Source organism: Psychrobacter sp. Rd 27.2 (genome assembly GCF_001921755.1).
GTDB classification, from domain to species: domain Bacteria; phylum Pseudomonadota; class Gammaproteobacteria; order Pseudomonadales; family Moraxellaceae; genus Psychrobacter; species Psychrobacter celer.
This window is the reverse complement of the sequence record NZ_MRYB01000012.1, coordinates 56,395-75,405: the sequence shown is the minus strand read 5'-3', so window position 1 is coordinate 75,405 and position 19,011 is coordinate 56,395. Positions and strand designations below refer to the sequence as shown.

General features: G+C 46.9%; 16 protein-coding genes. 4 read left to right on the top strand and 12 right to left on the bottom strand.

The genetic code is table 11. The features are described 5' to 3' along the window. Positions 1 to 227 precede the first annotated feature (227 nt). Entirely contained in the window at positions 228 to 1,817 is a 1,590-nt protein-coding gene (locus BTV99_RS10505; RefSeq protein WP_083608620.1) for a DUF2254 domain-containing protein, read from the top strand. Between the two features lie 48 nt (positions 1,818 to 1,865). Continuing rightward, positions 1,866 to 3,140, top strand: a complete 1,275-nt coding sequence (locus BTV99_RS10500) for a sodium:proton antiporter (RefSeq protein WP_075102308.1) — start codon at positions 1,866 to 1,868, stop codon at positions 3,138 to 3,140. Between the two features lie 267 nt (positions 3,141 to 3,407). On the opposite strand, the gene BTV99_RS10495 is transcribed toward BTV99_RS10500, so the two are convergent. From BTV99_RS10495 to BTV99_RS10485, 3 genes are read right to left on the bottom strand one after another with little or no spacing between them, the layout of a single operon-like run. Then, positions 3,408 to 3,956: a DUF2127 domain-containing protein gene (locus BTV99_RS10495; protein ID WP_075102307.1), complete on the bottom strand. Its 549-nt coding sequence runs from the start codon at positions 3,954 to 3,956 to the stop codon at positions 3,408 to 3,410. Continuing rightward, entirely contained in the window at positions 3,949 to 5,160 is a 1,212-nt protein-coding gene (locus tag BTV99_RS10490; protein WP_372046633.1) for a dihydroorotase, read from the bottom strand. Before BTV99_RS10490 ends, BTV99_RS10495 begins: the two co-directional genes overlap by 8 nt. A 60-nt stretch (positions 5,161 to 5,220) precedes the next feature. Then, positions 5,221 to 6,294 (bottom strand): aspartate carbamoyltransferase catalytic subunit, encoded by a 1,074-nt coding sequence (locus BTV99_RS10485; RefSeq protein WP_075102306.1) that lies wholly within the window; start codon positions 6,292 to 6,294, stop codon positions 5,221 to 5,223. Positions 6,295 to 6,688: 394 nt separating this feature from the next. Between BTV99_RS10485 and BTV99_RS10480 the strand changes: the two genes are divergently transcribed. After that, a complete protein-coding gene (locus tag BTV99_RS10480) occupies positions 6,689 to 7,672 on the top strand; it encodes a class 1 fructose-bisphosphatase (protein ID WP_075102305.1) in 984 nt (327 codons plus the stop codon). A 100-nt stretch (positions 7,673 to 7,772) separates the two neighbouring features. Continuing rightward, positions 7,773 to 8,573, top strand: a complete 801-nt coding sequence (locus BTV99_RS10475; protein ID WP_075102304.1) for an RNA methyltransferase — start codon at positions 7,773 to 7,775, stop codon at positions 8,571 to 8,573. Positions 8,574 to 8,701: 128 nt separating this feature from the next. Here the strand turns inward: BTV99_RS10475 and BTV99_RS10470 are convergent, their stop codons facing one another. The 9 genes from BTV99_RS10470 to BTV99_RS10425 all read right to left on the bottom strand — a co-directional run bounded on the left by BTV99_RS10470 (position 8,702) and on the right by BTV99_RS10425 (position 18,004). Beyond that, positions 8,702 to 9,910, bottom strand: coding sequence for a cupin-like domain-containing protein (locus BTV99_RS10470; protein WP_075102303.1), 1,209 nt, complete (start codon positions 9,908 to 9,910; stop codon positions 8,702 to 8,704). 276 nt (positions 9,911 to 10,186) lie between these two features. After that, on the bottom strand, positions 10,187 to 11,119 hold the full coding sequence (locus BTV99_RS10465; RefSeq protein ID WP_075102302.1) for an electron transfer flavoprotein subunit alpha/FixB family protein: 933 nt from the start codon (positions 11,117 to 11,119) through the stop codon (positions 10,187 to 10,189). Between the two features lie 155 nt (positions 11,120 to 11,274). Beyond that, positions 11,275 to 12,024, bottom strand: coding sequence for an electron transfer flavoprotein subunit beta/FixA family protein (locus BTV99_RS10460; RefSeq protein ID WP_075102301.1), 750 nt, complete (start codon positions 12,022 to 12,024; stop codon positions 11,275 to 11,277). Between the two features lie 473 nt (positions 12,025 to 12,497). After that, the gene (locus tag BTV99_RS10455; RefSeq protein WP_075102300.1) at positions 12,498 to 13,061 is read right to left on the bottom strand and encodes a DUF421 domain-containing protein; all 564 of its coding nucleotides are present in this window, start codon (positions 13,059 to 13,061) and stop codon (positions 12,498 to 12,500) included. A gap of 210 nt (positions 13,062 to 13,271) precedes the next feature. Then, positions 13,272 to 13,484: a cold-shock protein gene (locus tag BTV99_RS10450; protein ID WP_071003179.1), complete on the bottom strand. Its 213-nt coding sequence runs from the start codon at positions 13,482 to 13,484 to the stop codon at positions 13,272 to 13,274. A gap of 386 nt (positions 13,485 to 13,870) precedes the next feature. After that, a complete protein-coding gene (locus tag BTV99_RS10445; protein WP_075102299.1) occupies positions 13,871 to 14,299 on the bottom strand; it encodes a hypothetical protein in 429 nt (142 codons plus the stop codon). Positions 14,300 to 14,636: 337 nt separating this feature from the next. Further along, a complete protein-coding gene (gene ilvC, locus BTV99_RS10435) occupies positions 14,637 to 15,653 on the bottom strand; it encodes a ketol-acid reductoisomerase (protein ID WP_075102297.1) in 1,017 nt (338 codons plus the stop codon). A 141-nt stretch (positions 15,654 to 15,794) separates the two neighbouring features. Next, positions 15,795 to 16,292, bottom strand: a complete 498-nt coding sequence (gene ilvN / locus BTV99_RS10430) for an acetolactate synthase small subunit (RefSeq protein WP_075102296.1) — start codon at positions 16,290 to 16,292, stop codon at positions 15,795 to 15,797. Then, on the bottom strand, positions 16,292 to 18,004 hold the full coding sequence (locus BTV99_RS10425) for an acetolactate synthase 3 large subunit (RefSeq protein WP_075102332.1): 1,713 nt from the start codon (positions 18,002 to 18,004) through the stop codon (positions 16,292 to 16,294). The genes ilvN and BTV99_RS10425 overlap by 1 nt, the downstream gene beginning before the upstream one ends. Positions 18,005 to 19,011: the final 1,007 nt, after the last annotated feature.

Sequence of the window (19,011 nt, the reverse complement as noted above, 5' to 3'; positions counted from 1 at the left end):
TGATAAGGTAATGAATAGTCAAAAGATTACCCTAGCGGCACGCTTAAACTTATCACCATTTTATTTTGAACCGGCTATAGGGCGTAGACGCAGCACGCAAGAACAATGAATCCCTGTAGGACGGTACCTGTTTTAAAATAGATTCATTGTATACGATCTCGTCAGTCATTTTTGGAGCGCGAACATTGGACAAACACCCTGAAAATGGCTTTTTTAAACGACTACTCATGTTTTCACTGCAGAGGATGAAGGCATTTTCGCAGCTTTGGTCGTTACAGACATTGACTGACCTGCCCGACCGTTTAAGAAACTTGTGGCAGGAGTTGATCGGCTCTTATTGGTTTATTCCAACTGCTTGCGTCATCGCTGGCATCTTACTGGCGCCAGTATTGGTGACGATAGATCAGCATTTTGACCGCGAGACCGTTCGAGAGATTACTTTTGCTTTTACGGGTGATGACGATGCGGCGCGGGCCATCATGACCTCGATTGCTGGCGCTGTATTGGGCGTTGCTGGTACGACGTTCTCAATTACCATCGCTGTCCTTTCGATGGCCTCCTCCCAGTTTGGCCCACGGCTATTACGCAACTTTTTGACAGACACACCAAATCAGTTTGTCTTAGGGGCGTTTATTGGCACCTTTAGCTATAGCTTGTTGGTACTCAAGTCGATTCATAAGTATGATGTGGCCTTTGGCGTACCGCAATTGGCGGTGACCTTTGGCATTATCATGGCGATCATCTGTGCGCTTTTATTGGTCTATTTTGTCCAGCATATGGTCCACGCTATTCAGGCCTCGCACGTCATTCAAAACGCCAGCAACGATGCCATTAATAATATTCACTACTGGTATGGCGATTATTGTGATATTCAGCATCAGTGCGATGTCGAGCAGCACGATGTCGAGCAGTTTCGCCAGTGGCAGGCAACGCCGATTTATCCGCCGCAATCCGGCTACCTGCAGCACATTTATCTGGAGTCATTAATCACCCTGACTCAAGAGTATGGCGGCGTGGTGCATCTACAAAGTAACCTCGGTGATTATGTCACTGACAAAAACGTCATTGGGCATTTTTATCAACGTCCGACAGACCATCCCAATAATAGGCAAAAAACCGCAACGCCGCAGTTAGCCGTGGTACCACGTGCCCCTGATGGTATGTTTTGGCAGCGCTTTGCCGGTTGTATTCGTATCGAGCAGCGACTGGCACACTCCAATGATATTGCCTATAGTCTGGGGCAGATGACCGAGATTGCGGTGCGCGCCCTCTCACCTGGTATCAATGACCCAAAAACAGCCGTCAACTGCGTACAATCGCTCACCAGTTGCCTGAGCATTATGATACGTCGTCAGCCGCCCAGCCCCTATCATTTTTATATACCTGCCGAGCACCGTGACAAACCGCCGCATACTGCCATACCAAAACAAGTGGTGGCGCAGCAGCGCGTGGCTATCTTGGCCGTGGTGACTTATACGCCCAAAATATCAGAATTCATCAATACCTCACTTGGAGAGATTCGGCGCTATGCCGCAGCTGATGCCATGGTTCTAAAGGCGCTGTGTCAAGCGATGGTCAATCTCAACTATGCCTGTATCAATCAAGCACAGCAGCAGACCTTGCTGCATGAGCTACAGCTGATTGAGCGCGCAGGAGAAGAAAACCTAAGCTACCAAGAGCTTATCGATGACGTAAGCGCGATGTGCCAGCAAGCCAAAGCCTTTATTATTGATAAAAACTCGCAGCACCAACACTTTCACTATGTCAGCGACTTTGCCGCCAGCATTCGCCAAAGTCTGCAGGCGCACGCTAAATAATTTGTACTGATTACTTTTACTACTTATCACTCCTAAGAGACCTGTTTTATGGCATCTGCAACCAGCCTGACCATACTTGAAATCAGCGCTATCTTTTTATCGATTACTGCCCTGCTGACCTATGTCAATCATCGCTTTATCGGTCTGCCCACGACCATTGGAGTCATGGTCATCTCGATTGTCCTATCTATCGGTGCGATTTTTTTGGGTTTTTTGGGGTTCGACCAGCTCATTGATTATGAAGTGAGCTTACTAGAGCAGCTAGATTTTACCGAGGTGCTATTGGACGGTATGCTCTCGATGCTTTTATTTGCAGGGGCGCTGCATGTCAATATCGGTGACTTAAAACGCTATCGACTGCCCATTGGTATTCTCGCCTGCGTGGGTACCCTAGTTTCGGCCCTGCTAATCGCCACTGCGCTCTACCTTATGTTGCCCTTCTTTGGATTTGGCTTGCCGTTTCTTTGGTGTTTGTTGTTTGGCGCTTTAATCTCGCCGACCGACCCTATCGCGGTGATGGGCATCTTATCATCCGCTGGCGCCCCAAAAAGCTTAGAGACCGTCATCGCAGGCGAGTCATTGTTTAATGATGGTATCGGCGTCGTTATTTTTGTCCTGCTACTTGGTATTTTGTCCAGCGGCGATATCCCAACAGCCAACTATGTGGCCCATACCTTGGCCGTTGAGGCAGGCGGCGGCATTGTGTTTGGTCTGGTGCTCGGGGCGATTTTGTACTATATGCTAAAGAGCATTGATAGTTATCAAGAAGAGGTGCTATTGACGCTGGCGGGGGTGATCGGCGGCTATGCGCTGGCCAGTCATTGGCATCTCTCAGGGCCACTGGCCATGGTCATGATGGGGCTGATGGTCGGTAATCGCGGACGAGCACTGGCGATGAGTGACAAAACAAGACACTATATCGACCTATTTTGGGAGCTGATCGATGAGATTCTCAATGCGATTTTATTTGTCTTAATTGGGCTTGAGGTGGTGATGATTGCATATTCTGGCAATCTGTTTATCGCTGCAGGTTTGACGATTGTTATTGCCTTGCTTGCCCGTTTTATCGTTGTCGGTATGACCACCAAGACCCTTCAGCGGCAGCTTGACTTGCCAACTGGGGCGTGGAAAGTACTGACATGGGGCGGACTGCGCGGCGGCATCTCGGTGGCGCTGGTGCTGCAGCTACCAACGGGCGCAGAGCGTGATATTTTACTGGCGCTCACGTATGCGGTGGTTATCTTCTCTATCTTGGTACAAGGCTTGAGCGTTGGTAAGGTCGCAAAAAGCATTGCACCTGATAAACAGGCCGCCACGCTATAATTCGTTTAAAAGTCGTTTGGCCCTCTATTATCACCATAAAAAAAGACCAGCATAAGCATTTATTGCTATGCCGGCCTGCTGCCCAGTCAATCCGATATAAAAACGATACCTTGAGAGGAAACGTTGTTTTTCCTAATCTCTGTCGGCGTAGGCACAGCACGCAAGAAAAACAACGTTTCATTGAGCGACTTGATAGCCATGTATCTGATTTATTTGGACTCGACTATGTTTGACGGTACTACTGAGTTGATGGGCCAAATAAAATCGTTATATCAACCCCTTTCGTTTCATATTGCGATAAACCACAAACACGATAACGATATTTGAGAGCAGTATCGCAAGCTTAAACCAATCAAACGGGTGAGCTAGCAAATAGTAAATCTCGATAGGTATAAATATGCCATAGCCCAGCACACCAAACCAATACGCCCATGTCTTATCTTGCCACAAGCCATACGCCTCCAAAAAACGCAAGCTGGCGTACGCAACGATCAGTAGCAAAAACACGGGCCAGTTTTTACTGGCCTGCTGGGCAATGCGCACCGCACTTTCGATCTGCGGCGCTAGCAGCTGACCGAAGCTTTGCTGCCAAGCGTCATTTGCATGGCTTAGCCAGTACTCAAGGCTTGCATTCCATGACCATAACGCCCCAGCGCCAAGAATAGCCCCCGTCCCTTTGACCACCTCATAGATGGCCACCGCTTTGATAGATTCACTGGCGGTGCTCGCCGGCTTGTGTAATCGGTGGGGCGCATGAGAAGAGCTATCCTCGACAGATGGCGGCAAACGATCATCTGATCGAGGCAGATTAGCCAAAGAAAGTCTCCACGACGCGGCCTTGCAACTGCTGGTTAAAGAATGGCGTGTTTTTGCCGTTTGAGAGCATAGACTCCTTGGTGACTTGCCATTTTAGTGTAGGATCGACCAATACCGCGCCACCGATGTGCTCATATTTCTCACTGATGCCGGCGATTTTGGCCGGATTGAGACAGACTTTATCTACCAGTTGCTCGAGCGTTAAGACCTCATCGTGTACCAACTGACAAGCCAGCGCCATAAAAGTATCAAAGTTTGAGATACCAGGGGTGCTCTCAGCAAACGGGGCTTTTTTGGCGGTGCTATTGAGTGGCTCATGATGGCTACAGATGGCATCGATGGTCCCGTCTTTTAGGCCACGGCGGATGGCTTGCTGATCGGTATTACTACGCAGCGGTGGCAGCACATACGCTTGGGCGTTAAAACCTTCCAAATTATCATCGGTCAAATACAGCTGATGCATGGCCACATCACACGTGACAGGCAAGCCCTTATCTTTTGCCCAGCGCATCAGCTCAATCGAAGACTTGCAAGACAGCTGGCTAAAGTGGGCGGCAATGCCTGTTTCTTCCACCATCAGCAGCTGCGTAGACAAAGCCACTGTCTCAGCGATCCACGGGATACCTTGTAAGCCATGATAAGATGCGATATAGCCCTCATGCGCCACCCCTTCTCCCGCCAGACTTGGCTCATTGGGATAAAAGAACACCTTCATACCAAACGTGGCCGCGTACTCAAGCGTGCGTAGCAGCACCAGATCGTTGCTAAAAGGTCTGCGCGCATTAGAAACCGCGATGCAGCCGCCTTTTTTTAGGCCAGCGATGTTAGAGGGGCGCTCACCTTCTAGACCTGCTGTCAATGCGCCTAAAATATGCAAATGAATGCCGCCATCGCTCAGCGCACGCTCACGTAGGCCTTTTAATAATGAGCCGTTTTCTAAAATGGGGGTCGTGTCGGGCGGAATGACCACATGCAAAAACCCATTGCCACGCGCCGCTGACCCTTCTGACTGTAAGGTGCCATGCTGCTGCTGACCTGGCTCGCGCAAACGCGCGCACAGGTCGACCAATGGTGGGAGCAGCCACATCTCGCGCCCCGCCTCTAAGCTTGCGAGCCTGTCATAGACGGTGCTTGGTAATGATTGTTTGATGGCAGCCGGCAGGTGGTCAAATATCGGCGCATCTGTATTGAGTGTAGTAGACATGAGCGTTATTACCGTATCGATAAAATAAAAATAAAAAAAAGTAAAATAGTCGTTTGGGCTTTATAGGCGAGACGTCTGATGGGCGCGCTGACCTTCCATGGCCAATGCCAACACCGCCATACGAATCGCAATACCATTATTCACCTGTTTTAAGATGACCGACTGAGCGCCATCAGCCACGCTTGAGGCAATCTCTACTCCGCGGTTCATCGGCCCTGGGTGCATGACGAGGGCATCAGGCTTGGCCAATGCCACCCGCTCTGGAGTGATGCCATAATGTTTGTAGTACTCGCTAGATGATGCCAGTAGCGGCGAGCCAATACGCTCATTTTGGATTCTCAAGCCCATGATGACATCACAATCACTGACGCACGCATTCATGTCTTCATAGACCTTGACACCATACCGCTCAATACCTTTGGGCAGCAGGGTACGCGGCGCGCAGACACGAATGTCTTTTACGCCTAAGGTCTGCAGCGCACTGATGTCCGAGCGAGCTACCCGAGAGTGTTTGATATCACCAATAATGGCTACTGATAGCGCCTCAAACGGCCGCGGTGCTTCGCGGTGAATCGTCAACATATCGAGCATACCTTGAGTCGGATGCGCATGCCAGCCATCCCCACCATTGATGATAGCGATATCAGGCGTCACCTCTGTCGCCATAAAGTGCGCTGCACCCGAGGCCGAATGACGCACCACAAAGATATCTGCGGTCATGGCTTGCAGATTCCACAACGTATCGCGTAGGCTCTCGCCCTTTTTGGTACTGGAGCGTTCGATATCGATATTGAGCACATTGGCACCAAGACGTTTTTCAGCCACCTCAAAGGTTGTACGGGTACGCGTCGATGGTTCAAAAAACAAGTTCATCACCGTATAGCCTTCAAGCTCAGGACGGTTAATCAGTTGCCCATTTTCGTCAAAAAAAGTCTCTGCTTTGGCGATGATTGCTTGCAGCTGAGCCTTATTGAGTCCCTCTACGCCCAAAAAGTGACGAATACTACTGTCTGCATTGAGCTGCGGACGGCTCAATGAGCTATTGAGCCTTTGATGAATGGTATTGGGATCAAACTTGGCATAATCAGTGGGTGAGACCGACTGCGTTAAGGGATTATCGATAGAGTTTGGCATAAGGGCACGTCTTTATTGTGAGTTGATATGAGGCTATATGAGGGACTGTATAAGATACGACCATAATACACAGCCCGTCAGTCTTTATTGGCTTTTATTTGATCATTTGGTGCTGGCATGGGCAGACACGGGGACTTTTTAGCGCTTATTTGCTACAATTTACCCTAATGACACAAGCGTCTTATCGGTGAGATATCTTGTCGCCTTCAGGACGCCGCCGAGTCAAACCATAAATCATTAACAATACACATAGTGTAGCTGATTTTGTGGTCAGGACAAAGACGCGCTATCAGCTATTTCAAAATTTGCTTAGCCGTTGAGCGATGGCCACGACATCTTTTTATCATGATCCGTTTTTTATTTTATCTCTTTATATAACTTATCAGGAAGCCTTATGAGCACCTTAGCAAATTATCTAGACGCGCATGCTAAAGACCCTGCGCTTAGCAACGTAATCACCACCGTGACGGAGGTGGGCAAGACCATCTCTGGGCTGCTCAAAAAAGGCGCGCTCGCCGATATCTTGGGCGAAGCGGGCAATCAGAACGTCCAAGGCGAAGAGCAAAAAAAGCTAGACGTGCTGGCCAATGACTTACTGCTGGACGCCTTAGCAAAAAACACTCACTGCGCAGGCGTCGCCTCAGAAGAGTTAGATGATGCCACCCCTGCCAATGCAGATGGTAGCTTATTGGTGTTGTTTGACCCGCTCGACGGCTCATCAAACATCGACATCAACATGGCGGTCGGCACCATTTTTTCTATCTTACCGTATGAGCGCCAAGGTCAAAACAGCGAAAACAGTGACTTTTTGCAAGCGGGCAATCAGCAGCTAGCAGCAGGTTACTTGCTATATGGTACCTCTACGGTACTGGCACTGACCATCGACGATAATGTGGTTATGTTTAGCCTAGACCCAGACAGTGGCGACTATATCCTTATCAATGACCATGTGCAAATCGCCGCCGATACCAGCGAATATGCTATTAATGCTTCCAACTATCGCTACTGGCTGGCGCCGATGCAGCAATATATCGATGAGCTTATCGCGGGCAAGACGGGCGTTCGCGGCCGTGATTTTAATACGCGCTGGGTCGCTGCAATGGTCGGCGATGTTCATCGCATTTTATGCCGCGGTGGTCTCTTTACTTATCCGTTCGACACCAAATACCCTAACAAAGCAGGTAAGCTGCGTTTGATGTATGAGGCCAATCCGATGAGCTTGCTGATTGAGCGGGCGGGCGGCGCGGCGACAGATGCCATCAACCGTATTTTAGACATCGAGCCAACTGATATTCACCAGCGTGTGCCCGTGGTATTAGGCAGTAAAAACGAAGTCAACTATGTCAAAGACTTGCACGTACAGCACGCTCACTCATAAGATTGACCCATCGGTTTATCGCAATCAGGATAACGCTTATGTTGTTTAATCGCGCCTTATCCTGATTGCCCCACTTATATTTTTCTCTAAGCGATCTATTATGGTAGCAAACCCCACCGAGCTGATTACCTCAGATAAGAATAATACCGTCAAGCTGGTCAAAGGTTTGTTGACGCAAGCCCGCCAGCGCAAAAAACACAGCCAGACCGTGCTCGAAGGCGTACATTTAATTGATGCCGCCTTGCGTAGTGATTATCCATTTGCCCAAATCTTGCTGTCTGAATCAGCACATACGCATCCTGAGGTTGGACAACTATTGACGCGCCTACCAAGTCATACGCCGATCACAACGCTATCAGACTCGCTGTACGAGAGTATTCGTAGTCTCGGTACGGGTATCGATATCATGGCACTGATTACCATACCCACGCCCAGCTTACCGATGCTTGCAGAGGATTGTTTGATCCTCAATGACGTACAAGACAGCGGCAATGTGGGCACCTTGCTACGCACAGCGGCGGCCGTTGGTATCCCTCATATTTTATGCACCAGCGCGACGGCGCAGGCTTGGTCGCCTAAGACCTTACGAGCAGGTATGGGTGCTCAGTTTGCCCTAAATATCTATGAAGGCTTAAGTATTCAAGACATTTTAGATCATGTACAAGCGCCGTTATTTGCCACCAGTTCCCACACTGATACGCTTATCTATCAGCACGATTTGACCCAGCCTATTGCTTGGATTATGGGTCATGAGGGCCAAGGGGTGTCTGCCGAGCTGATGCAATGCGCCACGCCCATTGCCCTACCACAGCCCAATGGTCAAGAAAGCCTCAACGTCGCCATCGCAGGCTCACTATGTCTATATGAGACATTGCGCCAACGAAAATACGCTACCCTTTAGCGCATCTGTCTTTGTGCTAAAACGCGTGCCTCAGCTTTCGAGATACGCATAAAAAGGCCTGATAACGCAGTAAGTTATCAGGCCTTTTTCGTTAAAGGTACAAAACCGAAAAACCTTTATGATGCCGCTCAGCCCTGTGCTTTTTTAAAGCCTTCTGCATAGCTGTTTGGTGCATTGAAATTGGTAAAGCTGATACTAATGGACTTATCCAATCCTTCCACGCAGTGCCACCATCCAATCGGAATAAACAACGCATCGCCTGCCGCAATCGTCACCTCAACAGGCGTGACATGCTGCATTAGCGGGTGAGTTTTTAGATCCACATTGGGAAAGTCCACTTCACTATAGACATGCAAATCGTTGTACATCCACGGCACCTGCCACGCTGGAATCAAGGTGACTTTTTTGCGGCCATAGATTTGCACCAGCATGTTATTGGTCAAATCATGATGTAACGGCGTAAAAGTGCCTTTTGGTCCCATCCAAAAATACGTGCTAAAGGCTGGATCATCAGCCAAAAGCTGACGATAGCCGTCCCCAAAGTCTCCAATATCGGCAAATGCAGGCCTAATGGCATCGACATTTTGCTGTGTATTGTTGGCAGTCATATAATAATTGTTGCTTTCACCATCATTTTCTATCATATCGACAAATTCAGACATGCGCATCGATTTGCGGTATTTATCAGAATGACGTTCAAACAACGCATCACTTTCGCGGTCAAACTGTACTTGAATCTCAGCCGCGCCCAAGACCTCAGCAAAGTATCGCGGGCTCCATTTTTTGAGCGCTGGCCAATGCTCGATGCCGTTTTGGAGCACGACGGGTTTGTGCTTACTGTAGTAATTTTTAACAAACACCTCGAAAGCTGGCGTATCGATGACCTCAAGCTGCTGATTATAACCAGGATCTAACCGCGCGAGGTGGTCACAAGTCGCAAGTAGCCATTCACGTTTTTTGAGGGTCTGAGCGGTTTTTGCCGCTGCTCGTAGATAAGGGCTTTTGCTCGCGGTTTGTATTTCTAGCGCAATCTCAGCGCTGCTAAACCCTTGTTGCGCCAGCGTCTTAGCTATACCCGTCTTGCTCGTTCCTGCAAGCAAGTTGCTAGCGACCCACTCTTTCCAATTATTTGGCAGCTTGCGTATGGTCTGCTTGCTCTCATTTGCTGCCCGCTCTGGCTCGTCGCTTAACGCAGCTTTGATCTGAGCATCAGAAAAGCGATGGTTTTTTAGGGTGTCGATGATGGCGTCTGTTTGTACGCCGCGCATGATATTGGTCATCACCCACTCTTGCCACTCTTGGGGCAAAGCTGTTGCTGTATTTAGTGCTGTACTCATTGGTATCTCCTAATCCTTTAGATTGCTCATTCCTTGATTGATGCTTGGGTTTTATAAATCCTTTGCTTTATAAAGCCATTAATAGACAGCGTCATCACTGCCGTCGTTGCCTCTCAGCCGTATAACATAGCACGTTATCAGCCAATCATCACGACATTATCGTCTCTGGCATCTGTGATAAGACGCTCATAAAAAAGCCTCCGGTCCAATAAACCGAAGGCCTTTAACTTACCATTAACTATGTATAAACACAGATAAGCGCTTAGTCATGTAAGCTTAGATTTTGCTGGTTAGCTCAGGAAGCGCTTCAAACAAATCTGCTTCTAAGAAGTAATCAGCAACGCTAGCGATTGGGGCTTCTGGGTCATTGTTGATCGCCACGATGACTTTAGAGTCTTTCATACCGGCCAAATGCTGAATCGCACCTGAGATACCAGCTGCGATATATAGCTGCGGCGCAACGATTTTACCGGTTTGACCGACCTGCATATCGTTTGGTACATAGCCTGCATCCACAGCAGCACGTGATGCACCAACCGCAGCGCCTAGCTTGTCAGCTAATGGCTCGATATATTTGGTGAAGTTCTCACCGTTTGCCAATGCACGGCCACCAGAGACAACGATACTCGCTGACGTCAGCTCAGGACGGTCAGACTGCGCCATCTCTTCATTGACAAAGCTTGCTTTGCCTGTCTCTTGCACACTGTCAATAGTCTCAACCGCCGCCGAGCCGCCTTCAGCAGCCACTGGATCGAACGCTGTGGTACGAACCGTAACGACCACTTTATCTTCTGATGTCTTCACGGTAGCGGTTGCGTTACCAGCATAGATAGGACGCTCAAAGGTTTGCGCATCTACGACTGCTGAGACTTCAGAGAGCATGCTCACATCTAGCAATGCGGCAACACGTGGCATAAAGTTTTTGCCAGTGGTGGTCGCTGCAGCGACGATATGGCTATAATCGCCAGCCACATCAGCAACCAATAGTGCCACATTACCCGCTAGTTGGTGTTCATATGCTGCGTTGTCTGCCAATAATACTTTGGTCACGCCTTCAGCTTTTGCTGCTTCATCAGCGACTGCTTGCGCGCCGCTACCTGCGACCAATACATGAACGTCATCACCCATTTGTTTTGCTGCTGCGATGGTGTTCAAAGTTGCCTTTTTTAGACTGGCATTGTCATGTTCTGCATATACCAAAATTGCCATTGTTTTAATCCTTTATTTGTTCGTATCATCGATTCATGAAGTGGTTTGTGTACAACGTGGTCTATATAGCCCTATGACTTATCTTTATAGACGCAGCTTTATAGGCGTAGCCTTGTACACAATGTGCCGCCGCGAAGTATCCAATCATTGAGATATTAGATTACTTTTGCTTCATTTTTTAGCTTATCGACCAACTCATCAACAGAACCCACTGTGATACCAGCTTTGCGTTCAGCAGGTGGTACGACTTTGATAATCTCTTGCTTAGATGCCATATCTACACCAAAATCAGCTGGCGTTTTTTCATCAAGCGGTTTTTTCTTCGCTTTCATGATGTTTGGCAATTTGGCATAACGTGGCTCATTCAAGCGCAAGTCAGTGGTAATGACTGCTGGCAAATCAAGCGCAACTGTCTGTAAGCCGCCATCAATTTCACGAGTGACGTTTACTTTATCGCCTTCTACTTTTACTTCTGATGCAAAGGTGCCCTGACCGATACCCATCAATGCTGCGAGCATCTGACCTGTTTGGTTGTTGTCATCATCGATCGCTTGTTTACCCAAAAGAATGATATCGGTGCTTTCGCTTTCGGCGATATTTTTTAGGATTTTAGCGACTTGTAGAGGGTATGGCTTGTCGTCAGTCAATACTAAAACACCACGATCTGCGCCCAGTGCCAAGGCTGCACGAATCTGCTCTTGTGACTCTTTAGGACCAATAGAGGCAACAATAATCTCGTCAATGACGCCAGCTTCTTTTAGACGAACTGCTTCTTCTACTGCAATCTCATCAAAAGGGTTGATTGACATCTTGGTGTTTGATAAATCAACGCCAGAGTTATCAGCTTTTACACGAACTTTTACGTTGTAATCAATGACACGCTTGACCGCTACTAATGCTTTCATACGTTCCTCGTTTATTAATGTTATGAATTAAAAAATTGCCAGTTCAGAACCAAAGGTTCATGGTTATTCAAACTGTCGTTCAAAATACTACTCAAGGTTTATACTGCGTCAATAGATAGTAGTTAATTAAGAGAGATGAAACAATACCAAAACGCATATTTGTCGCATATTTCTTATTAATAAAATCCACTAAGGCTAAGCCCGCCGCTATTATTAGACCTACGTATCTTGCGTGAGCACAGGCCTAAGGTCAAGACAACGCCGTGAATAATGCGTCATAAATTTGTCACCACTCTATAATAAATAGTTTATAAACGCACAATTTCCCCCTGATGTCCTCTTCTTTTTTTGACCCCAAGCTTTATTCTTCACTTCGTTATAGCATTGCCAGCATACAGCTTACTTAAGGCTTTGTTATGACTTCTTACCTTACCAGCGTTTGGTGCGTCATTGCACCTCAAAGCATCCTGAGCTTAGCTTGACTCATGATGGCTCGGTCTCATCAACAACTCGCTATCACGTATGTCATCAAACAACGCCCAATCAGGCGTGACATCATTGTTTTTGATAACGCTCATGTCTCCTGTCGTCTCCATAATCACCGCAAACACTTCTGTCTTGGACTTTAGGCCATTTTTGCGTAGTACTTCTTGCACATCACTGGTACTCAAATTTGCCTCGGCCAAATTGTCTGCAAAATACTCGCCGTGGGCCATCAATATAATGGCTTTATTGTCAATCAACGATTTGAGTGGTTTAACCTTACGTCTGATCATAGAAATCAGCCCTTGCATGACAAATAACACCGCCACAGCAAATAGACCCTGCAGCAATGACGGCGAATCAGACAACACTGTAGAAGCTAAAATACTACCGATAGCAACCGTCATAGCAAAGTCGTGGCTAGATATCTTTGAAAAACTGCGCAGCCCCATCAAGCGAGTAAAGAGCATCAAGCCCACATAAAACCCCACAGCAGATAAAGATATACCCACCAGCTGTTGCCAATCGATCGAAAACCATGTCTGCCATTTCATAAATCAACCTTATATCGCTATTATCAATAATCCTATATCGCAAATAAAATAAAAACAAACCCCACAAAAAAAGCAACCTGATAAGAGGTTGCTTTTTTTTAAAGTCTAAACAGTATTTTTATTGTTTTTATAAACAAAAGTTTTATGCATATCGTCACTCTAACTGTCATCGAGCGTACTGAACATCAGTGTGCCCAAACAGTAAAGAGATTATAGTGCTTCGATTTGCTCAGCTTGTGGACCTTTTTTGCCCTCACCTAAGATGAACGACACTTTTTGGCCTTCGGCTAGAGTTTTGAAACCGCTACCTTGGATGGCGCTGTAGTGAGCGAATACGTCTTGTCCGCCGTTGTCTTGAGCGATAAAACCAAAACCTTTAGCTTCATTAAACCACTTTACAGTGCCTTCAACTTTATCTGACATAAATTTTCCTAACTCTTTAACTGTTGGCGAGACTGGTGTCGTCACCGATTAATTGATATATACCCAAATGACTTTTGTTGCAGCGGACTGGCAAAAACCACCAAGCCCCTGTTAAATAAAGCAAAGTTATTGCTTTAAATCCTCTGGGTACAAGCCGATTATAACAGCTTTTCCTAACGGCAACAGCTTAAATTGATGATTTTTGTAAAGAGTTATGAGGAATAAAAACCAATGATCACCGGCAGTACTGATGCAACATAATCATTTGATAACAAAGGAATTATCAATAATAACATCAACTGCTTTCGTTACGATTGACGTTACTTTTACTTGGCCATCTTTTTATTCTTCTAATCATCTTTCTAACGAGATAACTAAATAGCCCCCTACCCCTGCGATATCGGGAGCCATGGCGCACTTAGTACCAATAGACAAAGCGCAAAAAATATCAATGAAAACGACTGGCTATAAGCGATGTATTTGGCCGGAACCACCAGATCCTGCGGTGAGTCTGGAATACCCTTACGTTTGAGCAGGCGTGTGCCATAGACCCAGCCAAAGGTGGTATAGATACCATAGGCCGCTGGGACGGTAATGGCCAGTGGCGTTAGGTCTATGGCATAAAGCATGACGACAGAGACAAAAAACCACGATGTATCCAATAATGAGCTGATCTGAAAAAACTTTGATTTGGGCAGTTTGCCGTCTGTTTTTTTGAGCATCTCCCCTTCTATCCAAATCAAAACTGCTACCACAGCGCTCAGAGTAATGTAAACGAATTGCGGCGTTAGCCAGTCAGGATAAGATATTTGCACAACAGACAACCTGTATTCTAGAAAAAAGAAGCACTTTGCGACAATAAGACAAAGATAAAAAAACAAAATACTGATGGCGGCAACCATCAACAAAAAATACGTGGCAGCTAACTGCTATACGCACCAACTATCATCACTATTAGCTACCATAATTAAGATCGTAATGCCTGCCTATATTGGGCAGCGTTTTTTGATTTTCAACCCATATCATGTATTCTTGGCCCATACCCACCTACAAAAAACCCATGCTATCTATTGATAACATGGGTTTGTTTAACGCAGCCAGTCTAAAGATAGCGCATATGGCTACTTATAAGCGTAGGCTTAGTGCTTTGGTTTAGTTTTTGTCTTTATCGATGATCTTGTTGCCACCGATCCATGGCATCATAGCGCGCAGTTTGGCACCAGTGATTTCGATCTGATGCTCAGCGTTGTTACGGCGACGGGCAGTCATTGATGGGTAGTTGGTCGCGCCTTCAGAGATAAACATCTTCGCGTACTCACCAGACTGGATGCGTTTTAGGGCATTGCGCATCGCTTCACGTGATTGCTCGTTGATGACCTCTGTACCAGTGACGTATTCGCCGTATTCAGCGTTGTTACTGATCGAGTAGTTCATGTCAGCGATACCGCCTTCGTACATGAGGTCGACGATAAGCTTTAGCTCATGCAAGCACTCAAAATAGGCCATTTCTGGCGCGTAACCTGCTTCAGTTAGCGTCTCAAAGCCCATTTTGACCAGCTCTACTGCGCCGCCACAAAGTACTGCTTGCTCACCGAACAGATCGGTTTCTGTCTCATCTTTAAACGTCGTCTCGATAATACCCGAGCGGCCACCACCCACGCCTGCTGCATAAGATAGCGCCAACTGCTTGGCTTGACCGGATGCGTCTTGGTAAACCGCGATAAGATCAGGGATACCGCCGCCTTTGGTAAACTCTGAGCGAACAGTATGACCTGGCGCTTTTGGTGCGACCATGATGACATCAAGATCACCGCGCGGCACTACTTGGTTGTAATGAATGGCAAAACCGTGAGCGAAAGCTAAGGTAGCGCCTTCTTTGATGTTGGGTTCGATCACGTCATTATACAGCTGCTTTTGAAACTCATCAGGCGTCAAAATCATGACAACGTCGGCCGCTTTTACCGCTTCTTCGACTTCAGCGACTTTTAGACCAGCGTTTTCAGCTTTTTTCCATGAGCCCGAGTTGGCACGTAGGCCCACGGTGACATCGACGTCTGAGTCTTGTAGGTTCAGCGCGTGGGCGTGACCTTGTGAGCCGTAGCCAATGATGGCTACTTTTTTGCCTTGGATAATCGATAGATCACAATCTTTATCATAATAAACGTTCATAAATAGAGTCCTTTTCCTCAATCATGGCGTGCCATGGATAGTAGGCGCTCCTACTCTAACCATTCTCATAAAGTATGGGCTAAGATGAGCGCGCTGTTGATAATAAACTACATTGTTTACAGTATTAGTCACTACTGCCGACTAAAGACTTAGGGTTTTTTCTCCACGTGCGATACCGATGACGCCTGAGCGAACCACTTCCATAATACGCTCGCGGCCAATCACATCGATAAAGCCGTCTAGCTTGGCTTTATCACCGACGATTTGGATGGTATATAAATTGGATGTCACATCCACGATTTGTGCGCGGAAGATATCAGCACTACGCTTAATCTCCTCGCGTACGCTGCCAGTCGCGCGCACTTTGATCAGCATCAGTTCACGCTCTACATGGACGTTATCCGTCAGATTCAGTACCTTAACCACTTCGATTAATTTATGCAATTGTTTCGTGATTTGCTCGATTCGCTCAGGTGAGGTAATGGTCGTCACGGTCAGACGCGAGATACTTGGGTCATCAGTGGGCGCAACGTTTAGCGTCTCGATGTTATAGCCACGCTGGGAAAACAAGCCGACCAATCGCGACAACGAACCCGCTTCGTTTTCCATCAATACCGAAATCAGATGTTGTTGTTGCATTAGGTGCGCTCCCCTTTTGTTAACCACATATCACGCATGGATTGACCCGCGATTTGCATTGGATATACATGCTCATGACGATCGACATAAACATCGATAAATACCAGTCTGTCTTTGATTGCCATGGCTTCGGCTAGCTGAGCCTCCATTGTCGCAGGATCGGTGATTTTGATACCGACGTGACCGTAGCTCTCTGCCAACTTCACAAAATCTGGTAGTGAATTCATATAAGACTGTGCGTGACGGCCTTCATACAGCATGTCTTGCCACTGCTTAACCATACCCAGCTGAGCATTGTTTAGGTTTAATATTTTGACAGGTAGATTGTATTGCAAACAAGTCGATAGCTCTTGGATATTCATCTGAATAGAGCCTTCACCAGTGATGCACACCACATCGCGCTCAGGTCTGACAAGCTTGGCCGCCATTGCATAAGGCAGTCCCACACCCATGGTGCCAAGGCCACCTGAGTTTAGCCATTGACGCGGCTCATCATAGGTATAATACAAAGCGGCAAACATCTGATGCTGACCGACGTCACTGGTGATAATGGCTTTGCCATCTGTCACTTTGCACAGGGCTTGGACGACGCTTTGCGGCTTGATACCTTCATCGGTACTGGTGTCGTAGCGCAAGCCATGACGCGTACGCCACTCGTTGATTTGCGACCACCAATCTTGCAAGGCGTGCTGTTCAAGCTCTTTGTCATCACCAATGATACCTAGCATATCTGTCAAGACCGCTTTGACATCTCCGACGATTGGAATATGGGCATTAATCGTCTTAGAAATAGAAGCCGGATCGATATCGATATGGATAATCGTCGCATTTGGACAGAATTTTTTGACGTTATTGGTCACGCGGTCATCGAAGCGTGCGCCAATTGCCAAGATGACATCCGCGTGGTGCATAGTCATGTTAGCCTCATAAGTGCCATGCATACCTAACATACCCAAAAACTGACGATCAGAACCTGGGAAGGTGCCAAGTCCCATCAAGGTGTTGGTCACAGGTAAGTTTAAACGATGAGCAAGATCGGTCAGCTCTTCGTGGGCTTTACTCCAAATCACGCCGCCGCCAGCATAGACGACAGGGCGCTGTGCTGATAATAGGGTCTCAACCGCTTTTTTGATTTGACCGCTATGGCCTTTTTGTGATGGCTGATACGAGCGCAAGAATACCTCAGCAGGATACTCGTAAGCGTACTTTTCACTAGGAGCCGTCATGTCTTTTGGCACATCGATAACCACAGGACCTGGGCGTCCAGACTGGGCGATATAAAAGGCTTTTTTGACGATCATCGGGATTTCGCTGGCATGGCGCACCTGAAAGCTGTGCTTGACGATAGGGCGTGATACCCCAACCATATCTGTTTCTTGGAAAGCGTCTTCACCGATCAAGCTGCTTGGCACCTGACCTGAAATCACCACCATCGGGACTGAATCCATAAAGGCGGTTGCGATGGCCGTTACCGTGTTGGTCGCACCAGGGCCTGAGGTGGCGAGTACTACCCCTGTCTTGCCTGTCACGCGTGAATAGGCATCTGCCATATGACCTGCTGCCTGCTCATGACGTACCAAAATATGCTCAATGGCGTCTTGTTGAAACAAAGCATCATAAATATGAAGTACCGCGCCACCTGGGTAACCAAAAATATAGTCAACCCCTTCATCGGTCAGCGATTGCACCAACATCTCAGCACCAGATAGCATCACTGGCTGCGCACTATCCTCTGCAAGACGTTGCTGTTTTTCTTCGAAGTTTTTTGCGGCATTACCCGTCTGGGTATGTCCGGTCATATTCGGACTTTGCGTGGTTTGCGTCACTGTCATCACCTTTTTTTGCGGCGAGAATTCGCGGCGTTTTATAATAAAAAACCATTACCGGCTGGTGTGATTTTTAGCACCATAAAACAAGCGCCAACTCTTATCCATATTAAGAATGTGTGCCCACCATACGTAAGTCATACTGTTTGGACACAGCATCAGACTCAAATACAGCAAGGTATTGAGGTCAGTTTGTGACAGGAAGTTATCGATTTACGATGACAAGATGCGAGCGCATCTATAAAAGAAGCTTATTATTGAAGGGGATTACCAAGCAGCTGTTCTCAAAACCGTTGTTTTCAAAACTTAGCATCTGTCAGACTAACGGATGCAAAGGCGTTGACACAAGATACATAAATCATCATAAACAAATCAGATAGCACTCATGGTTAGTGGCGTATAACAAGGTCGTTAAGTCCTATAACCGACTATTGATTTCGTATTATCATTACATATCGAGCCGTTTTTGAGACAAACGTAAGCATGACACTTAGTAGGGTTCAAATAACAAGTTTATCTTAGTCATTGTAGACAGATAAGTCCGGAGACAATGTATATTGTGATTTGTAGTGGTCTTCCTGACCACCCTCACAACACACATCATCACAAAGAAAACAAAACCTTGCAAGCTACCGATAAGTAACCTGTGGTCCTTGTCCTCAAGTGCCACGGCAATATCATAAAAGCCGCTCACTGACCAATCAACTGTCCTTATATTCGATGGTTTATCAGCTATTGTCAAGAAAAACTTATATCCCCTATCCCTAACTATTGGTTATTAAATAATATACATTGATAAGAATTATTTGATAGAATCAAACCTCGGTACATTTTTAGTACCATCCCAATACTAAAGTGTTATATTTATATCGATATTTTTATTTTGCCGCTTA

Excerpts from the sequence above, each read along its gene's own strand:
- BTV99_RS10505 (WP_083608620.1), top strand. The coding sequence starts at position 228 with ATGTTTTCACTGCAGAGGATGAAGGCATTTTCGCAGCTTTGGTCGTTA.
- BTV99_RS10500 (WP_075102308.1), top strand. The coding sequence starts at position 1,866 with ATGGCATCTGCAACCAGCCTGACCATACTTGAAATCAGCGCTATCTTT.
- BTV99_RS10490 (WP_372046633.1), bottom strand. The coding sequence starts at position 5,160 with ATGTCTACTACACTCAATACAGATGCGCCGATATTTGACCACCTGCCG.
- BTV99_RS10485 (WP_075102306.1), bottom strand. The coding sequence starts at position 6,294 with ATGCCAAACTCTATCGATAATCCCTTAACGCAGTCGGTCTCACCCACT.
- BTV99_RS10480 (WP_075102305.1), top strand. The coding sequence starts at position 6,689 with ATGAGCACCTTAGCAAATTATCTAGACGCGCATGCTAAAGACCCTGCG.
- BTV99_RS10475 (WP_075102304.1), top strand. The coding sequence starts at position 7,773 with ATGGTAGCAAACCCCACCGAGCTGATTACCTCAGATAAGAATAATACC.
- BTV99_RS10470 (WP_075102303.1), bottom strand. The coding sequence starts at position 9,910 with ATGAGTACAGCACTAAATACAGCAACAGCTTTGCCCCAAGAGTGGCAA.
- BTV99_RS10465 (WP_075102302.1), bottom strand. The coding sequence starts at position 11,119 with ATGGCAATTTTGGTATATGCAGAACATGACAATGCCAGTCTAAAAAAG.
- BTV99_RS10460 (WP_075102301.1), bottom strand. The coding sequence starts at position 12,024 with ATGAAAGCATTAGTAGCGGTCAAGCGTGTCATTGATTACAACGTAAAA.
- BTV99_RS10455 (WP_075102300.1), bottom strand. The coding sequence starts at position 13,061 with ATGAAATGGCAGACATGGTTTTCGATCGATTGGCAACAGCTGGTGGGT.
- BTV99_RS10450 (WP_071003179.1), bottom strand. The coding sequence starts at position 13,484 with ATGTCAGATAAAGTTGAAGGCACTGTAAAGTGGTTTAATGAAGCTAAA.
- ilvC (WP_075102297.1), bottom strand. The coding sequence starts at position 15,653 with ATGAACGTTTATTATGATAAAGATTGTGATCTATCGATTATCCAAGGC.
- ilvN (WP_075102296.1), bottom strand. The coding sequence starts at position 16,292 with ATGCAACAACAACATCTGATTTCGGTATTGATGGAAAACGAAGCGGGT.
- BTV99_RS10425 (WP_075102332.1), bottom strand. The coding sequence starts at position 18,004 with ATGCTATCTGGTGCTGAGATGTTGGTGCAATCGCTGACCGATGAAGGG.